At 41.6% G+C, this 22,850-nt stretch carries 28 protein-coding genes; 3 read left to right on the top strand and 25 right to left on the bottom strand.

Annotated elements, in window-relative coordinates; genetic code table 11:
- Positions 1-6: 6 nt before the first annotated feature.
- The 4 genes from GFC28_RS06500 to GFC28_RS06515 all read right to left on the bottom strand — a co-directional run bounded on the left by GFC28_RS06500 (position 7) and on the right by GFC28_RS06515 (position 2,448).
- Positions 7-600 carry an RsfA family transcriptional regulator gene (locus GFC28_RS06500; protein ID WP_044746603.1) on the bottom strand — a complete coding sequence of 198 codons (594 nt, stop codon included), beginning with the start codon at positions 598-600 and terminating at the stop codon, positions 7-9.
- Positions 601-668: 68 nt separating this feature from the next.
- Complete coding sequence (locus GFC28_RS06505) at positions 669-1,436, bottom strand: enoyl-CoA hydratase/isomerase family protein (RefSeq protein ID WP_139788079.1); 768 nt, start codon at positions 1,434-1,436, stop codon at positions 669-671.
- A gap of 257 nt (positions 1,437-1,693) precedes the next feature.
- A complete protein-coding gene (gene rpmF, locus GFC28_RS06510) occupies positions 1,694-1,867 on the bottom strand; it encodes a 50S ribosomal protein L32 (RefSeq protein WP_044746604.1) in 174 nt (57 codons plus the stop codon).
- Between the two features lie 65 nt (positions 1,868-1,932).
- Positions 1,933-2,448 (bottom strand): YceD family protein, encoded by a 516-nt coding sequence (locus GFC28_RS06515; RefSeq protein ID WP_044746605.1) that lies wholly within the window; start codon positions 2,446-2,448, stop codon positions 1,933-1,935.
- 147 nt (positions 2,449-2,595) lie between these two features.
- Here GFC28_RS06515 and GFC28_RS06520 point away from each other — a divergent pair, with 147 nt between their 5' ends.
- Positions 2,596-3,813 (top strand): nucleotidyltransferase, encoded by a 1,218-nt coding sequence (locus GFC28_RS06520; protein ID WP_044746606.1) that lies wholly within the window; start codon positions 2,596-2,598, stop codon positions 3,811-3,813.
- Here GFC28_RS06520 and GFC28_RS06525 read toward each other — a convergent pair.
- The 5 genes from GFC28_RS06525 to GFC28_RS06545 form a co-directional block, all read right to left on the bottom strand.
- Entirely contained in the window at positions 3,792-4,811 is a 1,020-nt protein-coding gene (locus tag GFC28_RS06525) for a SepM family pheromone-processing serine protease (protein WP_044746607.1), read from the bottom strand. The two genes, GFC28_RS06520 and GFC28_RS06525, sit on opposite strands and share 22 nt — an antisense overlap.
- Complete coding sequence (locus tag GFC28_RS06530) at positions 4,808-5,596, bottom strand: patatin-like phospholipase family protein (RefSeq protein ID WP_044746608.1); 789 nt, start codon at positions 5,594-5,596, stop codon at positions 4,808-4,810. Before GFC28_RS06530 ends, GFC28_RS06525 begins: the two co-directional genes overlap by 4 nt.
- Before the next feature lie 811 nt (positions 5,597-6,407).
- Complete coding sequence (gene coaD / locus GFC28_RS06535; RefSeq protein ID WP_044746609.1) at positions 6,408-6,905, bottom strand: pantetheine-phosphate adenylyltransferase; 498 nt, start codon at positions 6,903-6,905, stop codon at positions 6,408-6,410.
- Between the two features lie 5 nt (positions 6,906-6,910).
- Positions 6,911-7,474 carry a 16S rRNA (guanine(966)-N(2))-methyltransferase RsmD gene (rsmD, locus tag GFC28_RS06540; RefSeq protein WP_044746610.1) on the bottom strand — a complete coding sequence of 188 codons (564 nt, stop codon included), beginning with the start codon at positions 7,472-7,474 and terminating at the stop codon, positions 6,911-6,913.
- Positions 7,475-7,850: 376 nt separating this feature from the next.
- On the bottom strand, positions 7,851-9,248 hold the full coding sequence (locus GFC28_RS06545) for a stalk domain-containing protein (RefSeq protein WP_044746611.1): 1,398 nt from the start codon (positions 9,246-9,248) through the stop codon (positions 7,851-7,853).
- A gap of 162 nt (positions 9,249-9,410) precedes the next feature.
- Here GFC28_RS06545 and GFC28_RS06550 point away from each other — a divergent pair, with 162 nt between their 5' ends.
- Complete coding sequence (locus GFC28_RS06550; protein WP_044746612.1) at positions 9,411-9,800, top strand: DUF7147 family protein; 390 nt, start codon at positions 9,411-9,413, stop codon at positions 9,798-9,800.
- Between the two features lie 51 nt (positions 9,801-9,851).
- Here GFC28_RS06550 and GFC28_RS06555 read toward each other — a convergent pair whose 3' ends face one another.
- From GFC28_RS06555 to GFC28_RS06590, 8 genes are all read right to left on the bottom strand, one after another.
- Positions 9,852-10,139 (bottom strand): YlbG family protein, encoded by a 288-nt coding sequence (locus GFC28_RS06555; RefSeq protein ID WP_044746613.1) that lies wholly within the window; start codon positions 10,137-10,139, stop codon positions 9,852-9,854.
- Positions 10,140-10,162: 23 nt separating this feature from the next.
- Complete coding sequence (locus tag GFC28_RS06560; protein WP_044746614.1) at positions 10,163-10,612, bottom strand: YlbF/YmcA family competence regulator; 450 nt, start codon at positions 10,610-10,612, stop codon at positions 10,163-10,165.
- Between the two features lie 104 nt (positions 10,613-10,716).
- Complete coding sequence (locus GFC28_RS06565) at positions 10,717-11,118, bottom strand: hypothetical protein (protein WP_052661048.1); 402 nt, start codon at positions 11,116-11,118, stop codon at positions 10,717-10,719.
- 37 nt (positions 11,119-11,155) lie between these two features.
- Complete coding sequence (locus GFC28_RS06570) at positions 11,156-11,389, bottom strand: YlbE-like family protein (RefSeq protein WP_044746615.1); 234 nt, start codon at positions 11,387-11,389, stop codon at positions 11,156-11,158.
- Between the two features lie 12 nt (positions 11,390-11,401).
- Positions 11,402-11,791 (bottom strand): YlbD family protein, encoded by a 390-nt coding sequence (locus GFC28_RS06575; RefSeq protein ID WP_044746616.1) that lies wholly within the window; start codon positions 11,789-11,791, stop codon positions 11,402-11,404.
- A gap of 582 nt (positions 11,792-12,373) precedes the next feature.
- The gene (locus GFC28_RS06580; protein ID WP_044746617.1) at positions 12,374-13,399 is read right to left on the bottom strand and encodes a CAP domain-containing protein; all 1,026 of its coding nucleotides are present in this window, start codon (positions 13,397-13,399) and stop codon (positions 12,374-12,376) included.
- A 94-nt stretch (positions 13,400-13,493) separates the two neighbouring features.
- Positions 13,494-13,919, bottom strand: coding sequence for a CBS domain-containing protein (locus tag GFC28_RS06585; protein WP_044746618.1), 426 nt, complete (start codon positions 13,917-13,919; stop codon positions 13,494-13,496).
- 128 nt (positions 13,920-14,047) lie between these two features.
- Positions 14,048-14,518, bottom strand: coding sequence for a LysM peptidoglycan-binding domain-containing protein (locus tag GFC28_RS06590; RefSeq protein WP_052661049.1), 471 nt, complete (start codon positions 14,516-14,518; stop codon positions 14,048-14,050).
- Between the two features lie 210 nt (positions 14,519-14,728).
- Between GFC28_RS06590 and GFC28_RS06595 the strand changes: the two genes are divergently transcribed.
- The gene (locus tag GFC28_RS06595; RefSeq protein ID WP_044746619.1) at positions 14,729-15,088 is read left to right on the top strand and encodes a YugN family protein; all 360 of its coding nucleotides are present in this window, start codon (positions 14,729-14,731) and stop codon (positions 15,086-15,088) included.
- 10 nt (positions 15,089-15,098) lie between these two features.
- Here the strand turns inward: GFC28_RS06595 and GFC28_RS06600 are convergent, their stop codons facing one another.
- The 8 genes from GFC28_RS06600 to cyoE form a co-directional block, all read right to left on the bottom strand.
- The gene (locus GFC28_RS06600) at positions 15,099-15,410 is read right to left on the bottom strand and encodes a hypothetical protein (protein ID WP_044746620.1); all 312 of its coding nucleotides are present in this window, start codon (positions 15,408-15,410) and stop codon (positions 15,099-15,101) included.
- 696 nt (positions 15,411-16,106) lie between these two features.
- Positions 16,107-16,574: a DUF420 domain-containing protein gene (locus tag GFC28_RS06605; RefSeq protein ID WP_044746621.1), complete on the bottom strand. Its 468-nt coding sequence runs from the start codon at positions 16,572-16,574 to the stop codon at positions 16,107-16,109.
- 24 nt (positions 16,575-16,598) lie between these two features.
- Positions 16,599-17,504 carry a cytochrome c oxidase assembly factor CtaG gene (gene ctaG / locus GFC28_RS06610; RefSeq protein WP_044746622.1) on the bottom strand — a complete coding sequence of 302 codons (906 nt, stop codon included), beginning with the start codon at positions 17,502-17,504 and terminating at the stop codon, positions 16,599-16,601.
- A 110-nt stretch (positions 17,505-17,614) separates the two neighbouring features.
- Entirely contained in the window at positions 17,615-17,947 is a 333-nt protein-coding gene (gene ctaF, locus GFC28_RS06615; protein WP_044746623.1) for a cytochrome c oxidase subunit IVB, read from the bottom strand.
- A 4-nt stretch (positions 17,948-17,951) separates the two neighbouring features.
- Complete coding sequence (gene ctaE, locus GFC28_RS06620) at positions 17,952-18,572, bottom strand: cytochrome c oxidase subunit III (RefSeq protein ID WP_044746624.1); 621 nt, start codon at positions 18,570-18,572, stop codon at positions 17,952-17,954.
- Positions 18,572-20,428, bottom strand: coding sequence for a cytochrome c oxidase subunit I (gene ctaD / locus GFC28_RS06625; protein WP_044746625.1), 1,857 nt, complete (start codon positions 20,426-20,428; stop codon positions 18,572-18,574). Before ctaD ends, ctaE begins: the two co-directional genes overlap by 1 nt.
- 37 nt (positions 20,429-20,465) lie before the next feature.
- Entirely contained in the window at positions 20,466-21,533 is a 1,068-nt protein-coding gene (gene coxB / locus GFC28_RS06630) for a cytochrome c oxidase subunit II (RefSeq protein WP_044746626.1), read from the bottom strand.
- Positions 21,534-21,618: 85 nt separating this feature from the next.
- Complete coding sequence (gene cyoE, locus GFC28_RS06635) at positions 21,619-22,536, bottom strand: heme o synthase (protein WP_044746627.1); 918 nt, start codon at positions 22,534-22,536, stop codon at positions 21,619-21,621.
- Positions 22,537-22,850: the final 314 nt, after the last annotated feature.

Below are 22,850 nucleotides of genomic sequence, written 5' to 3' on the forward strand. Positions count from 1 at the left end.
TTTCTATTACTTTTCAATTTTTTCGAGATTGCCATTTCGGTCCATTTGGAACTTTACTTTCGATGTTTGCTCTTCTTCAAGTATCACCATTTTTCTCGCTCTTTCCATAATTCCAATAAACGTTTTGTAATCTTCTTGGACCGCTTTTAATTCTTTTTGCAGACGCTCTTTTTCTAGCTGCAATTTGGTAATCATTTGCTGCAGTTGTTCCATATCTCTTTTTAACGCGCGATTTTCATCCATCACATGCTGATATTGTGCGGAAGATTGTTGATATCTTTGCAAAAAGGCAATGATATCCTGCCATGTCAATTTCGCTGTTTTATCCTCTCCTTGCCCCGCTTCCTTTTGAACGAGCTGCGTACGTTCCTTTTTTACTTCTTTTCTCTGTTTTTTCGCTAGCTCAATGGCTTCTTTATATTGTTTTCTCACATAGGAATTCCAACGAAAACCGCAAGCAGCAGCTGTTCTCGAAAGACGCCTGCCTACTTCCTCAAACGCTTGCAGCTGCGTCCCTCCTTCACGAATATAGCGCAATACTATTTCTGCCAATAATAAATCCTCATCCTGCGTCCATGCATCTTGTCTTACACTCGTCATGGTTCCTTCCCCCTAGTCGCTTTTTTCAATATATGTATGCGACTAGTAGAAAAGATAGAAGAAGAATATTACGATCGATTCAAAAAAGTTCGCACTGCTTCTTCATGTTCATCAGATTCCCAAAGCACGGCACATTGTTCAATTTCCGCAAAAAAACGACCTCGAAACTCTTCTGTTTTCCATTTTTGAACAGCAGCTTGCTTATAGGCGCGAAGAACAGGGGCAGACTGCGCCAAATACGGCTCAAGCAACTTCCGACACTCTTCTTTTATTTCTTTATTTTCCGAAATTAATGAATGAATCCATCCATATTCATGCAATTGCTCAGAAGGCATACGTCTCGCTTTTAATAAAAGATCGAGGGCATGCGTATAAGGAAGCTTTTCGAAGAGCATCGTCGCTCCTCCCCATCCCGTCGTAATTCCTAACGTTCCTTGAATAAAGCCTGCTTTGATTCCTGTCTTTGCATAGCGAAAATCACAGGCCGTTGCAAGTTCACACCCGCCGCCGACAGCTGATCCATTAAGCAAAGCAACTGTCGGTTTAGAAATCGTTAACAAGGAATACAAAATCGCGCCCATTTTTGAAAGCATTTGATACGCTTCTTCCTTTGTATGTAAACGATGGAATTCACTTAAATCCCCGCCCGAACAAAAAGCTTGCTGGCCGGCACCTGTCAGCACCAACACCTTTACTTTATCATTTTCTTCCACAAGGCGAATCGTTTCTTGTAAAGCATCCATCACTTCATAATTAATGGCATTTCGTTTTTCTTGCCGATTAATAGTAAACCAAACGATGCCATCATCATCTCGTTCTAGCAAAACCGCACTCACTTTTCTTCCTCCTTTACTCTCATATTTATGTTAGCCACTTTTTCTTATTTTCCTTCTGCTCTGCACAATAAATCTCTGCCACCTACACTCTGTTTAGGGGTGAGAGAATATAAAAAAGAGGCTCTTGTCACACCATTCCTATGTAACCGCTTAACTTTACGTTTTTCTACAACACCGGCAAAGCAAGCATTTCACAATAGCCACGTGCCCCATGAAAAAACAGGCATAAGGATACCCTTATGCCTGTTTTTTCATGATTATTTGTTCACAACTTCTTTTCCTTTGTAAGTTCCGCAAGACTTGCAGACGCGATGAGCTAATTTCATTTCACCGCAGTTTGGGCATGCAACCATGCCTGGAACTTGCAATTTGAAATGTGTACGGCGCATTCTTTTTTTCGTTTTCGATGTTCTTCTAAAAGGTACAGCCATTCTTTCCACCTCCTTAAACAGGATTTAGAAGTTATGATGAAGGCCGGATCAAGCCGGTTCTTCGCTTATTCTTCCTTTTTATCAAAAAATTTCGCCAATCCAGCTAGACGAGGATCAATTTTGTTTTTAGCCTGCTCCTCAGTAATAACCTCCCAACCAGCTCCGGATTGTGGTGCTCCATCTTGAATGTTTTCCTGCTCTGAAAATATTTGCATGGGAATTTCAAGCAAAATGAGCTCTTTCACAATCGGCAGCAGGTCAACTGCATCTCCTTGAACAAGGTGCGTTTCTTCATCCGGATGAACATCATAGTCGTTTAAAAAAAACGTTTCGGTCGTATGGATCGCAAACGGATAAGAAACATCAACCAACGTCCGGGAGCAAGGCAATACCATTGTCCCTTCAATCGTTAAATGAAAAGTAAACTTAGTAGCACCGATATCTGCCCGTCCTTTCACACGGACAGGGGAAATATCGCGGATCGATGGCTCCATCTGTTTTAAATCGGAAACATCGACCATTTCATCCATGACAAGCCCTTTTGCTTGCAGCTGATGAAGCTGATGAATAGACCATTTCATTAAAATCACCTCAAGGCAACAAAGAAAATTATACGTTTCGTTTCCCTGTTTGTCAATATTTTTTCTTTACAGTATAATGATTGTCAGTTTACATTCAATGTATCACGTTTTGATCAAAAAAACAAAATTTCAAGCGGGGAGGCAAAAATGAAGGCAGTTGGAATCGTCGTGGAATATAATCCGTTTCATAACGGACACTTGTATCATCTCCAAGAAACGAAAAAAAAGACAGGCGCTGATTGTGTCATTGCCGTTATGAGTGGCAACTTTCTGCAAAGAGGAGAACCAGCGCTCGTTTCCAAATGGGCTCGCACATCTATGGCCATCTCAGCTGGTGTCGACCTCGTCATCGAGCTTCCTTATACATTTGCCGTCCAATCAGCAGAACGGTTCGCCACTGGAGCTGTCGCACTGCTTGATGCATTGTATTGCGCCGAGCTTTGTTTTGGGAGCGAAAATGGCGAAATTGAGCCGTTTCTTCAAGCGGTCCAAACGATCAAACGGCAGCCATCACGGTACAACCAATCCATTCAGCAAGCTCTCAAAGAAGGTATGAGCTATCCACAAGCAGTCACATATGCTTGCAGACAGCTTGAGATGAAGGAAATCGATTTAGCTCAACCAAATAATATTCTCGGTTTTTCCTATGTGAAAGCGATTATCGAGCAAAAGAGCGCGATGGTTCCCCAAACGATTCAACGGATCGCTTCCGGATATCACGATGAAGTTTTTTCTCATCCGTGGATCGCCAGTGCAACGAGCTTAAGGAAAGCATTAAATGGAGCGGTTGAAGAGCTTGAACACATTTCGCCCTATATTCCCTTCTCTACCAAAAAGGCTCTTGAGAAATATTATGCAGTATATGGCACATTCCATCGTTGGGAGCCGTATTTTCCGTTTTTGAAGTACCGAATCATGACAAGTGAAGAAAGCGATTTACAAAGCATTGTCGGCGTAGATGAAGGCATTGAGTATCGACTCAAACAGGCCATTACGGAAGCCGAAACATTTGAGCAATTTCTCCATTCTGTCAAAACCAAACGGTATACATGGACTCGTTTACAAAGAATGTGTGTCCATATTCTAACTCATTTTAAAAAAGAGCAAATGAATGGGATCAAAAGCCCCTCTTATATTCGTCTGCTTGGCATGAGTGACAACGGACGCCTCTATTTGCAAATGATAAAAAAACGGCTTTCGCTGCCGCTTGTAACAACCGTATCACGCCTGCAAAAGGATGTGATATACCAGCAAGAAAAAAAAGCGGTAGCTGCTTATACCGCTATTTTTTCCGAGACTACTCGCATTCAAGCACTTAAAGAGGAATATGCGACACCTCCTGTTCATTTCAGCTCTTGCAAATAACGAAGGGCATCAGCAAACGTGTCGACCGGAACAATTTTCATCTTTGTTCCGATTTTTTTTGCCGTTTTGACAGCTTCGCGATAATTCGAGTTTTTCGCTCCCTTCTCGTTCGGAGCAAAGAAAATATCGGCACCAGCTTGATCAGCAGCCACAATTTTTTGCGATATTCCCCCAATAGGGCCAACCTCACCATTCATGTTGATGGTGCCGGTTCCAGCAATCTTATATCCCTTTGTAATATCTTCATCAACAAGCTGATTATAAATTTCTAAAGAAAACATCAGTCCTGCAGACGGCCCGCCAATTTTTTCTGAATCAACGCGAACGGAGGGCTGCGTCGTAATATGATAATCAGTCATTGGCGAGATACCGAGTCCGATTTGCTTTGGTTCTTGCGGAAATGGTGCCAACGCAATCGAGGCTGTCTTTTCTTTTCCATTTCTTTCCCATGTAATCGAAACGGAATCTCCTTTTTTCTTTTGCCGCACATATTGGATTAATTGTTCTGCTGTCCCAATTTCTTTTCCATCTACACGAACAATGCGGTCTCCCACATGCAAAATATGCGCTGCTGGCATTCCATCGACAAGGCTCATGACATAAACACCATTCGGACGATAAGAAACAGGCTTATGGGCATGTTTATAGGCGACAACAATCGCAGATTCTTTTGACTCCTTCATTAAATGGAGCTGTCGAAGGGTATACTCTTCATCCGTTTCCCCTTCTTGCTTGATCTCCTGCAATGGATAAAGCTCGTAATAAGGACGGATATGAGCAAGCAAGTAATAGGCGATATTCGCTCGACCCATTCGCACAGTTGTCAGCATAAAGCTCCCTTGATCCTCATCGCCTTGATCAACATGAACGAGCGGTTCTAATTTTTGGGCTGTACCCGGCATCGTCACATAATACGGAAGCTGCACAAAAATAAAAAGCAGGCTAGCTGCTACCCCAATTAACAGTGAAATAATATAGGCTCTTGCTCTTTTTTTCATTTATGATGTTGCTCCTTCCATTTCGCAATTGCTTCACGGATTCTAGGCATTTGCTTTCGCGCCTCTTCTTCCCCGATTTCAATAATTTCTTCAATATGAGTAAATGCTCGAGAGCTATATTGCTCTACACGCGGACGGATCATAACATCTGAAGCAAATTCACGATGACGGACAAGTTCATCCTGGAGAATATCAATGCTTTGCAAAATGACATCAAAAATCGAGGAGATGGCATCGGTTACCTTTACATGAGAGACATCGACGCCAATCACGACATCTGCTCCCATCGTGCGCGCTACCGAAACTGGAATGCGGTCAATGACGCCCCCATCGACAAGCATCCGACCATCGATGGTTTCAGGAACAAAAATTCCCGGAATCGAAATGCTGGCACGAACAGCATCCGCTACCACGCCGCTTCGAAACACCACTTTTTCGCAGCGCTGAAGATCTGTTGCTACAATGGCAATCGGAATCTGCAGCTCCTCAATTTTTTTCCCTTTTGTTACCAACCAAATAAATTCCTTTATTCTCTTTCCTGCAATAAGCCCCATTTTCGGAATCGTCACATCAATGTAGTCGTTTCTGCGGAAGGCCTTTGCTAATTTGTATAGGCGCTCAACCCCTAATCCGCTCGCATATAACGCCGCGACAAGCGCCCCCATGCTGCTTCCTGCTATGTAATGAATCGGAATCCGCTCTTCCTCCAACACTTTAATAATACCAAGGTGCGCAAAGCCTCTTGCTCCTCCGGAACCTAGCGCTAAGCCAATTCTCGGTTCCATCCCCTTTCCTCCTTTTGGCTCTTCCATCTCTTTCAGCCTCAGCTTCCCCTTGCATATTTAATTTATGTCGATCATACGTAAAAATGCTTTTTATCGCTCATATGTCGAGACCACTTGCTTTGATCACGAAACGATTTCTCCATCGCCATATGCCTCGCTTTACCTCCCGCGGACAGCAGCCAAGCGAGCCGCTCTCTGAACGTCGTTACGCCATACGAAAACTACATCGAGCAACTTGACATGTGAAGGGAATTGGCGTTGCTCCAAGCTTCGCCGCGCATCCGTGTGACAAAAAAGCAAATCATGGGATTCTTCCAACTATGGATTTTTGCAGCTACCGCTCGTTTCATTTTTAAGGTGGTTATATCGTTTCTTTTCGTTTCTATCCATCAAGAATTCTCTATTATTTTACTATGATAAGCGAACAAGAGAAAAGCTATGAGCATTTATATAGAGAAAGTCGCCTCCCTTGTGCCGCTTTCTCAATCGGAACTTATCGATTTCGTCTACTGGCTAAAGCGATTGCATTCGATCATGATCCGTTTTCGGTTTCTATCGATATAGCTGTTAAGCATGACAGGCAACTATGTATAAAGATGAAACCGTACCGTCCACTCAAAGACAGATCACCGTCGGAGGCAAGTCATACTGAATATAGAGCCTTTATCCTTGTATAAGCAGGCTAGCCCCAGACGACCGATCTCCCATCCGTCTTCAAGATTGTATGGACATAGCAGCTTTTTACGGCCATAATAAAGAGGCTGACTGAAGCAAGGACAATTCCTTTTCAGTCAGCTTTCTTTTTACAAGACTATTGCTGCGATAAAAAAGAATGAAATTTTTGGCGAAGCGCTTCTTCGACAATTGGCGGTACCAGTTCAGAAATGTTGCCGTTATATTTTGCCACTTCCTTAACAATGCTTGAGCTTAAAAAAGCATACTGGCTATTCGTCATCATAAAAAAGGTTTCAATATTCTCATCAAGTACGCGGTTCATCGACGTAATTTGCATCTCATACTCAAAATCAGAGACTGCCCGCAGCCCTCTTAAAATAGCGTTAGCCTTCTTCGTACGAGCATAATCAATGAGAAGACCGTTAAAAGATTCGACCATAACATTTTTAAAAGGCTTGACCACTTCTTGCAACAGCTCTATTCTTTCTTCAACCGAAAACAGCGGCTTTTTTGACGAGTTATTCAAAACCGCAACATATACTTGATCAAATACCTTCGCTCCGCGGCGAATAATATCCAAATGTCCATATGTAACCGGATCAAAGCTGCCCGGACAAACAGCAATGCTCGCCATGAAACCTATTCCCCCTTCTGTGTATAAGCATAAATAGAAACAGCGGTAATACCGTAAACTTCGTGCTTTATTCTCACTAAGTTTCCGATTCTGTCAGGAAGCTCAATATCATGCGCATGCTCCGCAACAATAAACCCATTTTTTTCTAAAAGAGAATGCTCATCAATAAAGGAAATGAGCGCCTGCAATTTTTGCTTCTTATAAGGTGGATCAAGAAAAATTAAATGAAATCGCAGCTGACGTTTTATAATCGCTTTTAATGCTCGCTCTGCGTCATTGCGATAAATTTCTGACTGTTCTTTCAACCTGCACGCTTCTACATTTTTGCGAATCGTCTGGACCGCTTTTGCATCATGATCGACAAAAATCATCGAATGCAAACCGCGGCTTAGCGCTTCTATTCCCAATCCGCCGCTTCCTCCGAATAAATCGAGCCCGATTCCTCCTGAAAAATAAGGGCCAACCATATTAAAAATCGCTTCTTTTACTTTATCTGTCGTCGGTCTTGTCGACATGCCTGGAACCGCTTGCAATACTCTCCCCTTACACTTCCCAGAAATTACTCTCATAATGCCTCACCATACTTCAAACATTTCTTTCCCTATCCTATCACAAACGTGCTGATCGTTGCCAGTCGTTTTTATCCCCGCGTTTTTGCAAAAAATAAAATAGGATGTATACAAATTCATTCATTGGTCATACTGATTAATGGCAACGTCCATATGGGTGTTGTTGCCAATCACGGAGAAGACTTACGTTTCCCCATAAGTTCTTCCTCCGGTTTCTCCTCTCCCTTTTCCTTTAGCTTATGCGTTCCTTTTCGATGCGCAGGAACCATTAAGCATAAAAGGCCCTGCAGGAAAACTGCAGGGATTTTTTTATGAGATGAGAATTGCTATATGACTCTTTTTTAAAGAAGCCAAGCGCCATCGGTGAGCGCTTTTCTTATGAGCCATGCACATAAATATTTTGAGAACTTGTCCAAACCTCGATGGAAAACCAGTGCTGAATCATATCTGCACTCATGTATAAAGTACCATTTAAATCATGGATGATGATGGAGGGCATCCCAAATTGATCGTTTTCTTTCATGTAAACAGGTGAATTGACAAAAAAACGCCAACGGTTGCTGCCCTTTTCAATAAATACAGCATCGCCGGACTGAGTAACATGATAGCCAAGTTTCTCCATCACTTCTTTAAACGGCAATAGCAACTCACCGCCTCGCAAAACGGCTTTTCCTTCTTTCAAAACCTTGTCATTGACATATAGATTTCCTTCATTAGTAAACACGAGATCAAGATTTTTTTTGGCTGTTAATAAATCAGCAAAATAAGTCGTCTTCCCTAAATGAGCTTTTGTTAACGCCTTATCCAGCAAAGCCGGAGTCAGTTTTTCTCCTTTATGCTGCAAAATCGTAGCAAGAAACTCTTGTCTCTCTTCTTCCGTTAGATTTTGCTGAAACTGCTGCAGCACCGCTTTTGCCCGAGAGGTGGTCGCTGGCTTCTGAAAGGTGAGGGCTGTCAATAAATCTGCGAGCCACTCGTTCATCAAAGCATTTGGTGCAAAATAAGAAGCATAATAGGCCCGCATATATGGTTCACGAACAGCAGAAAGTGATCCCGATTCCGGTATGACAACTAACACGGAGGATATGTGCTGATCGTTCTGTGGCGATTGTACAATCGTCAAGGATGGGACGTCTGCCCATTTTTGCAGCTTTCCATTCCCCATTGGACGCTTTCCATATACTTCAATGTCACCATCTACTTGCCTTGGCAGCTCAGAAGGATAAAAATAAAGCGGAAATGACAGCAAATTCGCTTGCGACCAAGAGTAAAGGGTGAACGCTTGCTTCTTGATCTTCGCTTCGAGCGGAGCCCCGGCTATCCACATTCCATCTTTCGTCGCATAATCGACAAACTGCACATGAAATTTCTGTGTTTGCTTTGTCACAAACATAACAGACCAATGTTCAAGCCAAATCGTTTTCGATATCGGCAGCGGAATCATGTATTGCATAATCAGCCGTTCATGTTCTTTTCCTTCAATAGACGATGCTCCAGCACTCAAGCTGTTCTGCCTGTTTTCTTTATCTCCGAATCGATATCGAAATTGCTGCGCTTCCTTTGGTACAACGATTTCATACGATTGATTCTTTAGCCCATCAACCGTTTGCGTAATTTCTAGATTCCCCTTCTCATGTCGAATATCAATGGAATGAACCAGCGGTGCGTGATCGTTGACCTGATTACTTTTTTCATAATCTCGCCATTGTATATAAATAGTTCCGCCGCTTATCCCTAAAAAGATCATCATCATTAAAATGGCCGTTCGTACCATGCTGCGATCCCTCATTCAGTTAGTTTCTTACAATATTTACTACACATTAAAGATATCAAAAAAACGCTAGAATTTGTATAAAAATGTCGAAATTTGTTTATCTTTTTTGGAAACAATGGTAAAGTAATAAATTGGAGAAAAACAGGGAAGGGGGAATCCTACATGATTCAGCGATTTATTGAACTTGGAGAAGGGTATTCAGATATTTATGAGCTCATTGAATTAGCCAAAGTCAACCAGCACCGCCTATCGGGGCTTTTTGCCTTTCACACCGTTAAGCATGGACAGCCGGTTACATCCTTAGTCGTTGTGCTTCATCCAACAGATCCAGGCGATTTTCAGCCTTTGTACATTTGCCGCGAAGGCATTCCAAATCCGTCAGTCAAACCAAATAAGCGATACGATCTGTTTGCCGAGTTAGCAAAAGAGCTCAACCTTGAGATTATCCATCTTGAAGTAAAACCATCCACTTTTTTCGCGGAGGTAGAGCTCTATTATCAGCATTTGATTGGCATTATGCGAATGAATCGTTTCATTCCGCCTCTGCAGTAATTACAACGTCAATCAATAAAAAGCGGCTGACTTCAAGTACAAAGTCAGCCGTTATTCGACCGTATAGCCCAGCTTGTAGCTTTGTTCTTTTTCCTTCTCACCGTCTCCTTTTGACTCAAACTCCATCTTCAAAAACGGACGATAGGAAGGTTCCACTTTTTTTACAAATGGCAAAGAAGCGATCTTCTTCATAAGAACATCCGCCTCTTCCATATTGCAGTACAGCACTGCATATTTCAAGCGCTTCGATACATAATGAATGTTGCCAAATTTGCGTAAATGCTTACTATGCTTCAATGAGTATAGCCAAACAATGATTCCTTGACGTTTCCGAAACATACTCTTAATTCCCCTTTGACAGATTACGATCGGCAGCCGCAGCTTCCTCCTGTGCCACATCCGCCTGAACAGCCGGATAAAGCAGTAAAATACGGATTCCCTGTCGGTACTTTCACTTGTTCCGATACAGCTCTTCCAATAAGTACACTCACTTCATCTAACAATTCTTGCAGCTCATTTTCCGCTTTTTTGAATGCGGCAATGCTATCATGAAAGTCTAATTTTCGCTTAATTTCGCGTATTTCCTTCATCACTGTTTGGTAATCTGGATGGTACTTTCCAAAACGCTGTACTTCTTCATAACGCTCTTTGATGGCTACAAACTGCTTAATCAGCTGCTGGGCCACACGGTCATTTTTTAAGCGCTGCCAACAGCTGCGGTAATATTCCGCCGCCGCCGACTGAACAATCATTTTTCCTAACGATTCGGCTTTATTTAAAATCTCGAGCCGTTCGAGCGTTGCAATCACCACTTTGTATAAGCACCTCCATGTTATCATCATATCATGAGAACAGTCTAGAAGAAAAGCAAAGCGCAGAACAAAAAAATAGTCTGACTTACCCGCCAGACCTTCCATTATGGAATATTCACTTCAAATTCGCTTGATACACCATATTTACTTTCATCATCACGAACAAGCTCAAGACGGATCTGATGCTTTCCTGATGGCAGCCCTCTTAAAACAAAAGCAGCTGTAAATACTTCATTTATTTTCTGTCCATTTAAATATACATTAATGTGTCCATTGCCATGAGCTTTGTCACCTTTAGTAAAGGAAAAATGATCGACAACGCATTCAACCAATACATCTTTTCCTCGCATTTCATGCTTAACATGCATCGTCTGAGCTGCTGGGGCTTGCATGGAAACAGCAGCCGAGACCTGCTGCATCGTTTCAGGCTGCGGCTTATGATGAACGCATGCGGTCAAAGCCCCTATCGCCAAAACCATCGCTAGTTGTTTTAGTTGCAAAGACATCACTCCTTTAGGAGTAGTCTTTGCATTTTTTTTTAAATTACTCTTGCATCCCTTGGAACATATTGAACATAAGTGCCGCCATTTCCAGCGAATTAGCTATTTTCTCCACTTTTTGCGGCAATGTTTGTTCATAATATTCTTTCGCTGCTGCTTCGAATGCTGCCACTTGGTTTGGATCACGCGATAATGTTCGGTACCATCGCGGTTGCTCGCGAATAAATGCCTGAAGCATTTTTTTAGAATGAATGTATTGAACAAGTTCTTTTCTCATCAATCGCAACCTCTAATCTTTGCGGAATGAAAACGGATGATGCTCGCGCGAAACCGTTGACGACGGCTGTCTTATTCCTTGTAACTGTCCGATCATACTTTGAATAGCAGAAATGGCTTGTTGAGCACTTGAAATATGCTTCTGCACCTCATTCGGATCCATATTTTTTAACGTAGCTAAAAGTTTATTGATAAATGGATGATGCTCCCCGTCTTCCGCTGCTTGCTTTACTTGCTCCGCTTTGTATTCATTCCAGATCTCATCTTCTTCGCCAAACAAATACCAATCTTCATAAAACTGCTTCCACGTTTTTTTTCCGTTTCTTACTTCTTGAATGATTTTAGGATGCTTTTTTACAAACTGTTTAAACTGTTCCACAGAAGGATGTAGATTCTTTTCCATATCCCTTCTACCTCCCCTTTACTTACCTAACATATACTATTCGACTAAGCGAATATGGCGTGCGCCCATTTTTATCTAATGGAACAGATGGATCTCTCACACCTATCCCCCGTTAAAAGGAGAGCTTCTCGGTGGAGTATGTTCAACATGCGGGCTACGCCATGCTTTTTCTTTTTTGAATTGTTTTGGTTCAAGCGGAAAGGTACTTAGCCTTTTCCTATTGGAGCTTTCTATAAATTTAGATTGAAAAATCGACAGAATGAAAAACGTTTCTAATGAACGGAAAAGAATCCCTGAAAATGGTTTGCGAAGGTTGAAAAAGAAACTGGCCTTTATTAAAATACAACTTTAATTCGCCAACATTTGTCCTCAAATGAGCGAGCCGTGATTTGATTTTGCCGATCGGGCAACCGAATAACGCCGCTTCCTGACCAATTTATTGGTCAGGAAGCGGCTAGTTGTTCGCTCATCAATCATCCGGGACAAGTCGATGACTGGACTCCGACCGTCGCTTCCCTTATAAAAATTAGGGTGACAAAGAAAAAAAGTGAACAGCCATCACTTGCATTATAAAGTCATTGCCTAATTCGTCGAGACTTCCCATGGTTTCAGAAAATCTTGGGTATAATATTGTCCTGACACTCCAACACCAAGATGAGTAAATTGCGGGCTAAGCAGCGTGTCTCGATGGCTTTTGCTGTTGAGCCATCCTTTAACAGCCGCAATTCCATCTATATATTGAGCCGCAATATTCTCACCGGCGATTTGAAACGGGATATGAGCCGCTAACAAGCGTTTTTTTAGATCACCATAAGTCGGAGACTGATGAGAAAAATAATGGTTTTCGTTCATATCCTGGCTATGCGCATAAGCAGCCTCCGCTGCTTTATCGTCCCAACGCAATGGTGCAACCTTATAGCGGCTCCTAATTACATTGGTAATCTCAAAAATTTGCCTTGCATTCGCCGTCTCTACTTGCTTTTGCTCCACTAAAGATAAAGGGCGTGCTGTCGGCAGCTCTCCTCGGTACACTAGTTCATACGGTCGCAGTTTTACCAGTGTTTCCCCATCCATAATTCGAATGCCTGAAATCGTTTCATTAAAATGATCAAGATAAAATTGCACATAGACATCATTTAAACGAACGATGGGCTGGATCGTCATATCTTGTTCCGATAGTTCAAAACGGTATGTTCCCGTACGGAGGGATACTTCCAGCGTTGAAGATACGGGAATCCGCTTAAATAACTGCTGCACAGGCTGACCAATTCGAAAAGGAGAGACATCTACCTGATCACCGCATATAAAGACAGTGACAACGCGGCCATTCAGCACGCCAATTTGTAAATACGTACTCGCTTGCTGGTTGTAAATCCACCATTTGTAGTCATAAGCTGAGGCGTCCACTCGCGTTGGTTGTCCAAACTGCTTTTTTATTTGCTCTTCTGTCTTGCCAATCAAAGACAATGCTCCTGTCATGATGACCGGTTGCTTTTCAAGCTGCTGACTTTCTTTTTGTGATGATGAAGAATTTAACGGAGGGATATGGGTAGGGAAAAAATACAAAAAGCTAATTAATAAGATAAAAAACAGAAAAAACCATTTCACTAGGCAGCCCACCTTCATACAATCTCTTATTGACATTATATCCTGTTTTGTCTCCAAAAAAAACGAAACCCCTTATGAAAAAGGGATTTCGTTTTTAATCGACAATATGTTGCTCTGAAATAGAGGTCAATGCCTGACCAGCACTTTCATCCGAAGCTTCGTTTGTCGCCAAGTCTCCAAGAGAGATAATGCCGATCAGCTTATTATGTTCAACAACCGGCAAGCGACGAATTTGCTGCTTAGCCATTTGCTGTGCTGCCTCTTGAACAGATAGGTCCGGCGATATTGCCATGACATTTCGTGTCATCACTTCGGTGATTTGGCTAGATCCTGGCCGTTTTTCTGCGATCCCGCGAACAACCAGGTCACGGTCGGTCACCATTCCAACAATCTCACCGTTTTCTACTATCGGTATCGCTCCAACATTCAGATCCCGCATTTTTACCGCTGCTTCAAACACGTTATCAAGAGGCGTGCAATAATCCACCTGTGTTGTCATCACTTCACGTACCGTTTTCATGGTTTTCGTCTCCTCCCATTCTCTATTTTGCAATAAACATTTGCATTCAATAATAGCCATACGGGCCGCCCTTTGCATCCCCCACTCCAATCGGTGTATACTCCTTGTCGGAAAGATTAGTCCTAAGACTATCTATCTAAGCGCTGACCTCTTACCAAGTCGAGTATCACCACTGCAGCATTTTCTCCTGCTGATCGATCGCTAATTCCAAAATGATGGATCATCGTAAATGATGATTTACACACATGTGAAAAATAATTTTTATCTCTCATGTCCACCGATTTATATCGTGCGACACGAGCCAATTCCCAATCAGCCTGCAGTGGACGCAAACAGTATTTTGCCCTCTGCTCGTTTGTTAAACGGATCACTTCACTTTCCGTTTGTTTGGCACAATCTAAAACGCAAATATCTCTGGGATCCATAAGCGTCGGGTGAGAAAATGGCGGATTGACAGCCAACTTCAACTTCTCTGACAATCCAACTTTGTAACGAACGGCTATTTTCCACAAACTATCCTCCGGTTGGACCACATAGGTCGTCGTTCCTTGCCCATGAGCGCTAAGTGGTATACTGATAGTAAAAATCAACATACTCATCAGTAAAGATAGCCCGATTTTTCCATGCTTATCTCCCTCCTTTGTCTTTTAGTTTCACCAAAAAAAATAAAAAACGACGAATATCATAAAATTTTTCACACTGTTTCGTCAAAAATAAACTATTGATTGAAAGTTGAACGCTTTCATACTATTATAAATGGAGAAGGATTTTTCCTTTACCGGGAATTGGTGCATAGGAGGGAATATAGAATGAAGTTTGAAAATACAGGAATTGAAAACCAAACAGCTGAATTATCTGATTTAGATGAATTGATGGAAAATCTAGGATTTGTACGTGCAGGACAATGGGATTATGAACGTGTTACATACGATCGCAAATTCGAAATTAAAAACGATGTATACTATCTTCGAGTACAAGGCTATGCAGTTGAAGGAGAAGTTGATTCGCGTTATGCGCTCATCAAATTAATCACTCCGATTCTTGGCAAGCACTATTATCCGCACGGCGTTGAGTATGGGGAAGGAGAAAATTTTCCAACTTCGTTGATTAATCAATGTCAAACCCTTTTAGAAAAACTTAAAAGTGAATTAACAAAAATCAATGCATGAGATCACGATCTCATGCATTTTTTTCTTGATGATCTATTAGACGTTTTACAAAAATATGGACATGCTTGACCTTGAACGGAGTCATTGTTTCGATTTCACGAGCAATTCGCTCCTGCATTTCCTCACACATAGAAATAATGGACGAACTGGTCCGCATCACAGCAGTGATTATAATCGTACAGGCAAAACCTTCATTTAGCAAAATATCAACCGTTGTTTCATCTATGACGATTTCTTGCCGTTCGTGCAAACACATCATCGCAACGGTCATCAATGTCGAATAAGCTGCATTCGGTCGACGCAAGCGAATGGCCCCTTTCATTTTTCATCACCCGAACCTATATGAAGAAATTCATACCTTTTCTAACATCCAAACATGCGACCGATATACCATCGCTGAACACCTCAACATTTGTATGAATAAAAGCCCCGCATGGCTTTCAACTGATTAGGCTTTGATCAATTCCTTCGCGTCGCACAACTTGTCTTCGAGCGCCAAAAACAGCTGCCACCTTCTCACTTTCCGGATCTGATTCATGCCCTCTCAAGTTTTATTTATATATTATAACCATGATGCTAGAGGAATGTTACGCGCAACGATATAGACATAACTTGACATGCCTCCATTTGCATGGAGACGGGGCTCAATAGTCAGGTGAGCGAATCGCGCTGATTCACAAAACCAGCCATGAGCCTGAACACGTTGTCGTTTCATCCTTTGCTACACAATTATCCTTCCATTCCGACCGTAAATTTTGCAGATACCGTTCGTTTCATCTTTTCCGTTGTCTTTATACAGCATGAGAACACTAAAGTGAATCGATTCTACCTGACGCCATGCTTCTATAATGATCAGGAGTGCTAATTAGCCAATCCCCGAAGTTGGCTAACAAATCGGCTTCATGCTTAAGTAAAATAACGGATCTTCAACACTAGTGCTATATGATATTGATATGCTGCCTACCCTCTCTTGTTTCTTCATAAAAGAAAACCCCCTGGCAAATTGCCATAGGGAGCGCTAATATCCTAAAATCGCTTTAATCATGGAGGTGGTTTCCCCACCATGATAGAAGACATAGAGAAGGCAGTAAACGACAACTCCTGTCACTGCCGTAAAAAACCAAATAACACTTGTAATCGGTCCTAACTTTTTATGTTTAATCAAATTGTTTTTCCAGCCCGTTAAAAGTGTGACAATGCCAAAAACAGCACCGACAGTCGCTAGTACGATATGAAAGAAGAGAAAAATGGTATAATAAACTTTTACTGAAGCAGGACCACCAAAGCTTGTGTTCCCGATAAATACAGTTCTCGACAAATAAACTAAAAAAAAGGAAAGTGCGAAAACCGCTGCCCAAAGCATGGTTTTCTTATGCGCTTCGATTCTTTTTTTTCGAATGAGATACCATCCATACGCTACCAGCGCAGCACTAATAACAATGAAGCTTGTACTGATAGTAGGCAAAACCGGCAATGAATGTGTCATATCCTCTCCTCGCTTCGTCTTGAATTATGATTCGGAAGGGTGTGGTGGTACAACTGTTTCTATCGATTCCTTCTCGCGTTCTTTTTGGTACCATTCAATAAACACAAAAAACAGCATAACTCCATACACAATTTCCTGAATGATTTTCATTAAAACACCGCCTAGCTGTTGGTCATGAAGAAGAGACATTGATAGAAACATCTCTGGTCCCGTTAAATGCAAAGATGCCAACGTTGCTTTAGGCACACACAGCTGCAAAGCGTTGAGCCATGCCTGTGGATCGGAAAATGTTCGATAAAGCGGTTCAGCCGCAAAAATAATCAGAGCACATGCAGGTGTCAGCAGCACACCATTAGCAAAAATATACCCAACCTTTTTAACTCCTGAAAGAGTTTGCCAGTCGGTCAACTTGTTCAGCATCGGCCACCACATAAAAAACGCCGCTATAAAAATGAGAGTAGTCACAGCTGAATGATACAGCACATTCGTTTTAACTACATCGAAAATCAATGGCACATGATAAAAAGAAAATAAGCCATTAAACAATACCAAAGAAATAAGCGGTTTTGTAAAAAAGGAAAACAGCTTTTTGATGATGGCAATGTTGAACAATTTTTCATATATCCAATTAGGAACACCTAAAATAAAGCATGGTGGAATAATTAAATATAAAAACGCCATTTGCGTCATATGAACACTAAACATCAAATGACCAAGTAGATCAATAGGAGACCCTTTTATTATATAAAGGAGAGCCATTCCGATTAAAAAATACGTTTTTTGCTTTGCCGATATGGGACCCTCTGTCGTCCATTTTTTTCGCCACGGTCCAACTGCCAACAGATAAAATAAACTGATCAACAATAGCGCGATGAGAAAAAACGGGCTCCACAAAGCCATAAACCCAAACATTTGCAATGATGATAGCATGCTGTCCCCTCCTTACACTATTATACTACACAATTGCCGTTTGTCTATGAACTTTCCGCTATGATATGACACGAAAAAGGAAATCAGCTTGAGCTGATTTCCTTTTTCTATTACCACCAAACAATTGTCATAAAAGCCCAGATTGTAACAAAAGCTACCAATACACCACCATAAAGAAACATGGCTGGAATCTCATGACCTTTATGACTCATATGCATGAAATAGTATAATTGAAACGCTACTTGTACAGCGGCAAGGAGCAAAATAAACGGAACAGAAAACCAGTGTGAAAATTCATCATAACTAACAGCAAAAAACGCCACAAGGGTCAAGGCAATCATTAAAACAAACGCGATCACCTGATGCTTCATTTCAGCAGCATTTTTTTTGCGACGATACGCTAAGTCTACCTTTGGATTGCCTGTATTTGTAGGATTTACCATAAGATCACCCCACCATTCCCATTAAATATACAACGGTAAAAATAAACACCCAGACAACGTCAATAAAGTGCCAATATAAACTCGCTACATAAAATTTTGGCGCGTTGTACAAGTTTAAGCCTCTTTTCGCATTACGGATCATTAATGTCAAAATCCACAACAATCCGAATGCAACGTGGGCACCGTGCGTACCGACTAGCGTATAGAACGCAGAAGCAAAAGCGCTTTTCGTAAACACATGTCCTTCATGAACATATTCATTAAATTCGTAAATTTCAAGCCCTAAGAAACCAGCACCTAAGAGCAATGTAATTCCAAACCAAAGCTGCATCTTTTTAAAATCGAAATTTTTCATATGGTAGATCGCGTACACGCTCGTCAAGCTACTTGTTAATAAAAGCATCGTCGCAACAAACACAAGCGGCATTTTAAACAATTCATCGGCAGATGGACCGCCAGCTGTTTTATCTCTTAGCGCCAAATAAGTGGCAAAGAGGGAGGCGAAGAGAACCGTCTCCCCTCCTAAGAATAGCCAAAAACCTAAAAATTTATTTTTCCCTTCAAGGGTGGCTTTTTCAGGCGATGCAGGAAATGTTTCCGCAGTCAATTTTTCTTCAACATGCATTATGCCTTAACCCCCTTTTCCGTTTCAAGAACCTCTTCCTTATGAATGTGGAAGCCATGATCATCAATAATCGAACGCAAGAACATAGCAATAAATGTAATGAGCAAGCCGCCTATTCCAACAAACAAGCCCCATGAATACTTCGCATGATACATAAAGCCAAATGCCGCAATAAATAAGCCAAGCGAGATCACAAACGGCAAAATTGAAGAATTCGGCATATGAATATCCCCTAAAGGCTCTGCTGGCGTTAACCCTTTCTTACCTTCCATTTTTTCAATCCATAACGCATCTAAACCACGCACAAGCGGCGTTTGAGCAAAGTTATACTCAGGAGGTGGAGAAGCAACAGCCCATTCAAGAGTACGTCCATCTCCCCATGGATCTGCAGACACTTTTTCCCCTTTCACAGATGTAATCACCACATTGATCAAAAGAACGATCGTTGCTACAGCCATGAAAAAGGCCCCAACAGTACTAATAAAGTTGCCTGTTTCTAAGCCCTGCCCCGGTAAATATGTAAAGATACGTCGAGGCATCCCCATCAGTCCTAAGAAATGCTGGATAAAGAATGTTAAATGGAAACCGATAAAGAATAACCAGAATGTAATCTTTCCAAGCGTTTCATTTAACATTTTTCCAAACATTTTTGGCCACCAATAATGAGCACCAGCCAACAAGGCAAAGACAACCCCGCCGACGATGACATAGTGGAAGTGAGCAACGACGAAATAGCTATCGTGATATTGATAGTCTGCCGCAGCTGCCGCGTTCATAACCCCTGTTACTCCTCCCATGACGAAAGACGGGATGAAGGCCACCGCATACATCATTGGTGTCGTAAACTGGACGCTTCCGCCCCACATCGTAAATAGCCAGTTAAAAATTTTAATACCTGTTGGAACAGCAATGGCCATCGTTGCCACAGCAAAAATAGCGTTAGCAATTGGTCCTAAACCGGTTGTAAACATATGGTGTGCCCATACCATGAATCCTAAAAACCCGATGAGTACCGTTGCAAATACCATCGAAGAATATCCGAATAGACGTTTGCGCGAAAATGTCGCAAAAATTTCCGAGAAAATACCGAACGCTGGAAGCACGAGAATATATACCTCTGGATGGCCGAAAATCCAGAATAAATGCTCCCAAATAATCGTATTTCCTCCAGCTGCCGCATTGAAGAAATTACCTCCAAACAAGCGATCCATCATCATTAAAATAAGACCAACTGTTAGTGGAGGAAACGCAAATAAGATGAGTGCAGATGTTACAAATGTCGCCCACGTAAACATCGGCATACGCATATATGTCATTCCAGGCGCTCTCATATTAATAATGGTAACAAGGAAGTTAATACCGCCTATCAAAGTTCCAAGACCAGAAATCTGTAATCCAAGCACATAAAAATCAATACCGTGCCCTGGCGATTCAAGTGATAAAGATGCATATGAAGTCCATCCGGCATCAGGCGCTCCGCCTAAAAACCACGAACAGTTGAGGAACACGCCTCCAAAAAAGAACAACCAAAAGCCTAACGCATTTAAAAACGGAAACGCTACGTCACGAGCGCCGATTTGAATCGGCACCACCGCATTCATCATAGCGAACACAAGCGGCATGGCTGCCAAGAAAATCATCGTTGTACCATGCATCGTTAACACTTCATTATATAAACCGCCAACTAAAAAGTCGTTGTTCGGCTTAGCAAGCTGAATCCGAATAAATAATGCTTCAAGACCACCTACGAGAAAGAAAAAACCACCGGCAATTAAATAAAGGATGGCGATTTTCTTATGGTCGACTGTTGTAAGGTAGTCCCATATTAGGCTCTTTTTGCGAGCTACTGTACTCACGATTTAACCTCCCTTATCGATATTGATCCCCTTTATGTTACTCCACTTTTAAGCCCATTAAATATTTGGTCAGAGCTTCAATCTGTGCGTCTGTTAATTTTCCATATGTACCCGTCATTTTGTTGCCAGGCTTCACACTTTCCGGGTCTTTTAACCATTTTTTCAAGTTCTCTTCATTATGCTCTAAAATGCCAGCAATGCGTTCACGATCGCCGAAATCAGCTAAGTTTGGCGCTGTACGTGCCTGTTCCGGGCGCTTGTCAGCAGGAGTAACAGCATGGCAGGCAATACAGCTCTTATTAAAGATTTCTTCGCCTTCTTTTGCGACTGTGTCTGTTGCAACTGGTTTAGCATTTTTCATTTTTTCTACCCATTGGTCAAACTCTTTTCGCGGAAGTGGTTTCACCTTAAAATCCATTAAAGCATGTGATGGACCGCAAAGCTCGGCACACTTTCCATAGAAAACTCCTTTAGCCTTGTCTGCAGCTTTCTGATCAAACTCCAACCAAAATTGGTTGTTGTTCTCCACGTTTGTATCCAATTTTCCGCCCACGGCAGGAATCCAGAACGAGTGCTTCACATCCGAAGCCTTGAGATTAAAATATACACGTTCATCAGTCGGAACGACTAAATCTTGGCTTGTAATAATCCCATAATCAGGGTATTCGAATTCCCACCAATAAAGATTGGCGCGCACATTGACGACGACAGTATCCTTATCGCGTTTTTCTTTGTTCATCGGCTTTACATCAGAAAGCTTAAATGTCGCCGAAACTGTCGGTACCGCCAAAATAATTAACAAGAGAATCGGAATAACAGTCCAAATAATTTCAAGCTTATGACTTCCTTCTACTTGCTTAGGAATCTTATTCTCTTCACCTTTACGTCGTCTGAAGCGAATCACAACGTAGATGAAGATAATCGTTACAACAACAATAACAAGCACCATAATGGCTGTGCTAAGCAGCATGAGCGAATACTGCATGTCTGCTACTTCGCCGGCTGGCTGAAGCGCTGATAAAAACGGCTTGCCGCAGCCGGCTAACAGAAGCGCCATTACACTAAAAAGAGAAAATAAGCGCCAATTGAGTAGCCATTTCTTCATAGCCTAATCAAACCCCTCTTTCAATATTAGATAAAGTATATGAATTCTTTCTCTAAATAAAAGTAGAAAGAATTATAAACTTGTGTTAGTCGATTGCGCAAATAACCATCGCTACAAATAAGATAGTTAAATAGTTCAAAGAATAAACAAACATCCATTTTGCCCATTTCAAATCATCTTTCATTTTAAATCCATAAAGTCCTAACGCTAGCCATCCTACATTTAGCAATGTAGCAATGATAAGAAATGGAATTCCTAATGAAAACAAATAAAATGGAAGCGGCAGCAAGCAAGCAACCCAAATCACAATTTGGCGCTTGGTCATCGCAAAGCCATGAACAACAGGTAACATGGGAATGCCTGCTGCGCGATATTCCTCGCAGCGCTTCATCGCTAAAGCTAAAAAATGTGGCGGTTGCCATAAAAACATCAATAAGAATAGCACAAAGGGAACAACATGAAAGTGCGGATCGACAGCTGTCCAGCCAATTAAAGGCGGCACAGCGCCAGAAAAGCTTCCAATCACTGTATTTAAGGTGTTGTTCCTTTTTGACCACATTGTATATAGAAATACATAAGTAGCTACACCAATTAAACCAATTACGGCCGCTGCCAATGTCGTCATTAGCAAACTAAGCGTTCCCACAGATGTCAACAAAACGCCTAGCCATAAAACCCGTTTGGGATCCATTGTGCCTTTGACAGTCGGTCTTGTCTTTGTCCGCTCCATCAAATGATCGATATCGCGATCAATAAAGTTATTTAAACTGCAAGCTCCTGCAATGACAAGAGCTGAACCAAATAAAGTAAAAAAGACCGTTTGAAGATTTTCTAAAAAACCTTCTCCTGTAAAATAAAACGCTAACCACAGTCCAGTAAATGCTGTAATTAAATTGGAATTCACGATGCCAATTTTGATGACCGAAAGGAAATCCTTCCAAACAGTAGTGACCTTTATCTCCTCTACCTCTTCACGAACTTGAGTGGCCGCTTCATTTGCCATTATTAATTCCTCCTTACGTTCCCCGTTCCAACTTTAGAAGCGCAGGCAACATGAATACGTTTTCAAGCATTATGCAATATCTTAACGTATTTTAACACATTTTTCACTGTTAATCATTTCTTTATATATTAAATCACATTTTTTTAGCGAATTGTGAATTTTTTTTGAATAATTTGTGTCAAATTTTTGAATGTCATGTCACTTTTTACATCCATCCATTATTATTTCTAACAGACTCACGATGAACATTCAATATTTTTTGCATTCGCTGTTCAATAAGCATTCATTTGTGTTTCGATGCGGCTATGGTGTAC

Source organism: Anoxybacillus sp. B2M1 (assembly GCF_001634265.1).
Taxonomy (GTDB): domain Bacteria; phylum Bacillota; class Bacilli; order Bacillales; family Anoxybacillaceae; genus Anoxybacteroides; species Anoxybacteroides rupiense.

Coding starts and splice junctions, on each gene's coding strand:
- GFC28_RS06500 (WP_044746603.1), bottom strand. CDS start 600: ATGACGAGTGTAAGACAAGATGCATGGACGCAGGATGAGGATTTATTA.
- rpmF (WP_044746604.1), bottom strand. CDS start 1,867: ATGGCTGTACCTTTTAGAAGAACATCGAAAACGAAAAAAAGAATGCGC.
- GFC28_RS06515 (WP_044746605.1), bottom strand. CDS start 2,448: ATGAAATGGTCTATTCATCAGCTTCATCAGCTGCAAGCAAAAGGGCTT.
- GFC28_RS06520 (WP_044746606.1), top strand. CDS start 2,596: ATGAAGGCAGTTGGAATCGTCGTGGAATATAATCCGTTTCATAACGGA.
- GFC28_RS06525 (WP_044746607.1), bottom strand. CDS start 4,811: ATGAAAAAAAGAGCAAGAGCCTATATTATTTCACTGTTAATTGGGGTA.
- GFC28_RS06530 (WP_044746608.1), bottom strand. CDS start 5,596: ATGGAACCGAGAATTGGCTTAGCGCTAGGTTCCGGAGGAGCAAGAGGC.
- coaD (WP_044746609.1), bottom strand. CDS start 6,905: ATGGCGAGCATTGCTGTTTGTCCGGGCAGCTTTGATCCGGTTACATAT.
- rsmD (WP_044746610.1), bottom strand. CDS start 7,474: ATGAGAGTAATTTCTGGGAAGTGTAAGGGGAGAGTATTGCAAGCGGTT.
- GFC28_RS06545 (WP_044746611.1), bottom strand. CDS start 9,248: ATGGTACGAACGGCCATTTTAATGATGATGATCTTTTTAGGGATAAGC.
- GFC28_RS06550 (WP_044746612.1), top strand. CDS start 9,411: ATGATTCAGCGATTTATTGAACTTGGAGAAGGGTATTCAGATATTTAT.
- GFC28_RS06555 (WP_044746613.1), bottom strand. CDS start 10,139: ATGTTTCGGAAACGTCAAGGAATCATTGTTTGGCTATACTCATTGAAG.
- GFC28_RS06565 (WP_052661048.1), bottom strand. CDS start 11,118: ATGTCTTTGCAACTAAAACAACTAGCGATGGTTTTGGCGATAGGGGCT.
- GFC28_RS06570 (WP_044746615.1), bottom strand. CDS start 11,389: ATGAGAAAAGAACTTGTTCAATACATTCATTCTAAAAAAATGCTTCAG.
- GFC28_RS06575 (WP_044746616.1), bottom strand. CDS start 11,791: ATGGAAAAGAATCTACATCCTTCTGTGGAACAGTTTAAACAGTTTGTA.
- GFC28_RS06585 (WP_044746618.1), bottom strand. CDS start 13,919: ATGAAAACGGTACGTGAAGTGATGACAACACAGGTGGATTATTGCACG.
- GFC28_RS06590 (WP_052661049.1), bottom strand. CDS start 14,518: ATGAGTATGTTGATTTTTACTATCAGTATACCACTTAGCGCTCATGGG.
- GFC28_RS06595 (WP_044746619.1), top strand. CDS start 14,729: ATGAAGTTTGAAAATACAGGAATTGAAAACCAAACAGCTGAATTATCT.
- GFC28_RS06600 (WP_044746620.1), bottom strand. CDS start 15,410: ATGAAAGGGGCCATTCGCTTGCGTCGACCGAATGCAGCTTATTCGACA.
- GFC28_RS06605 (WP_044746621.1), bottom strand. CDS start 16,574: ATGACACATTCATTGCCGGTTTTGCCTACTATCAGTACAAGCTTCATT.
- ctaG (WP_044746622.1), bottom strand. CDS start 17,504: ATGCTATCATCATTGCAAATGTTTGGGTTTATGGCTTTGTGGAGCCCG.
- ctaF (WP_044746623.1), bottom strand. CDS start 17,947: ATGGTAAATCCTACAAATACAGGCAATCCAAAGGTAGACTTAGCGTAT.
- ctaE (WP_044746624.1), bottom strand. CDS start 18,572: ATGCATGTTGAAGAAAAATTGACTGCGGAAACATTTCCTGCATCGCCT.
- coxB (WP_044746626.1), bottom strand. CDS start 21,533: ATGAAGAAATGGCTACTCAATTGGCGCTTATTTTCTCTTTTTAGTGTA.
- cyoE (WP_044746627.1), bottom strand. CDS start 22,536: ATGGCAAATGAAGCGGCCACTCAAGTTCGTGAAGAGGTAGAGGAGATA.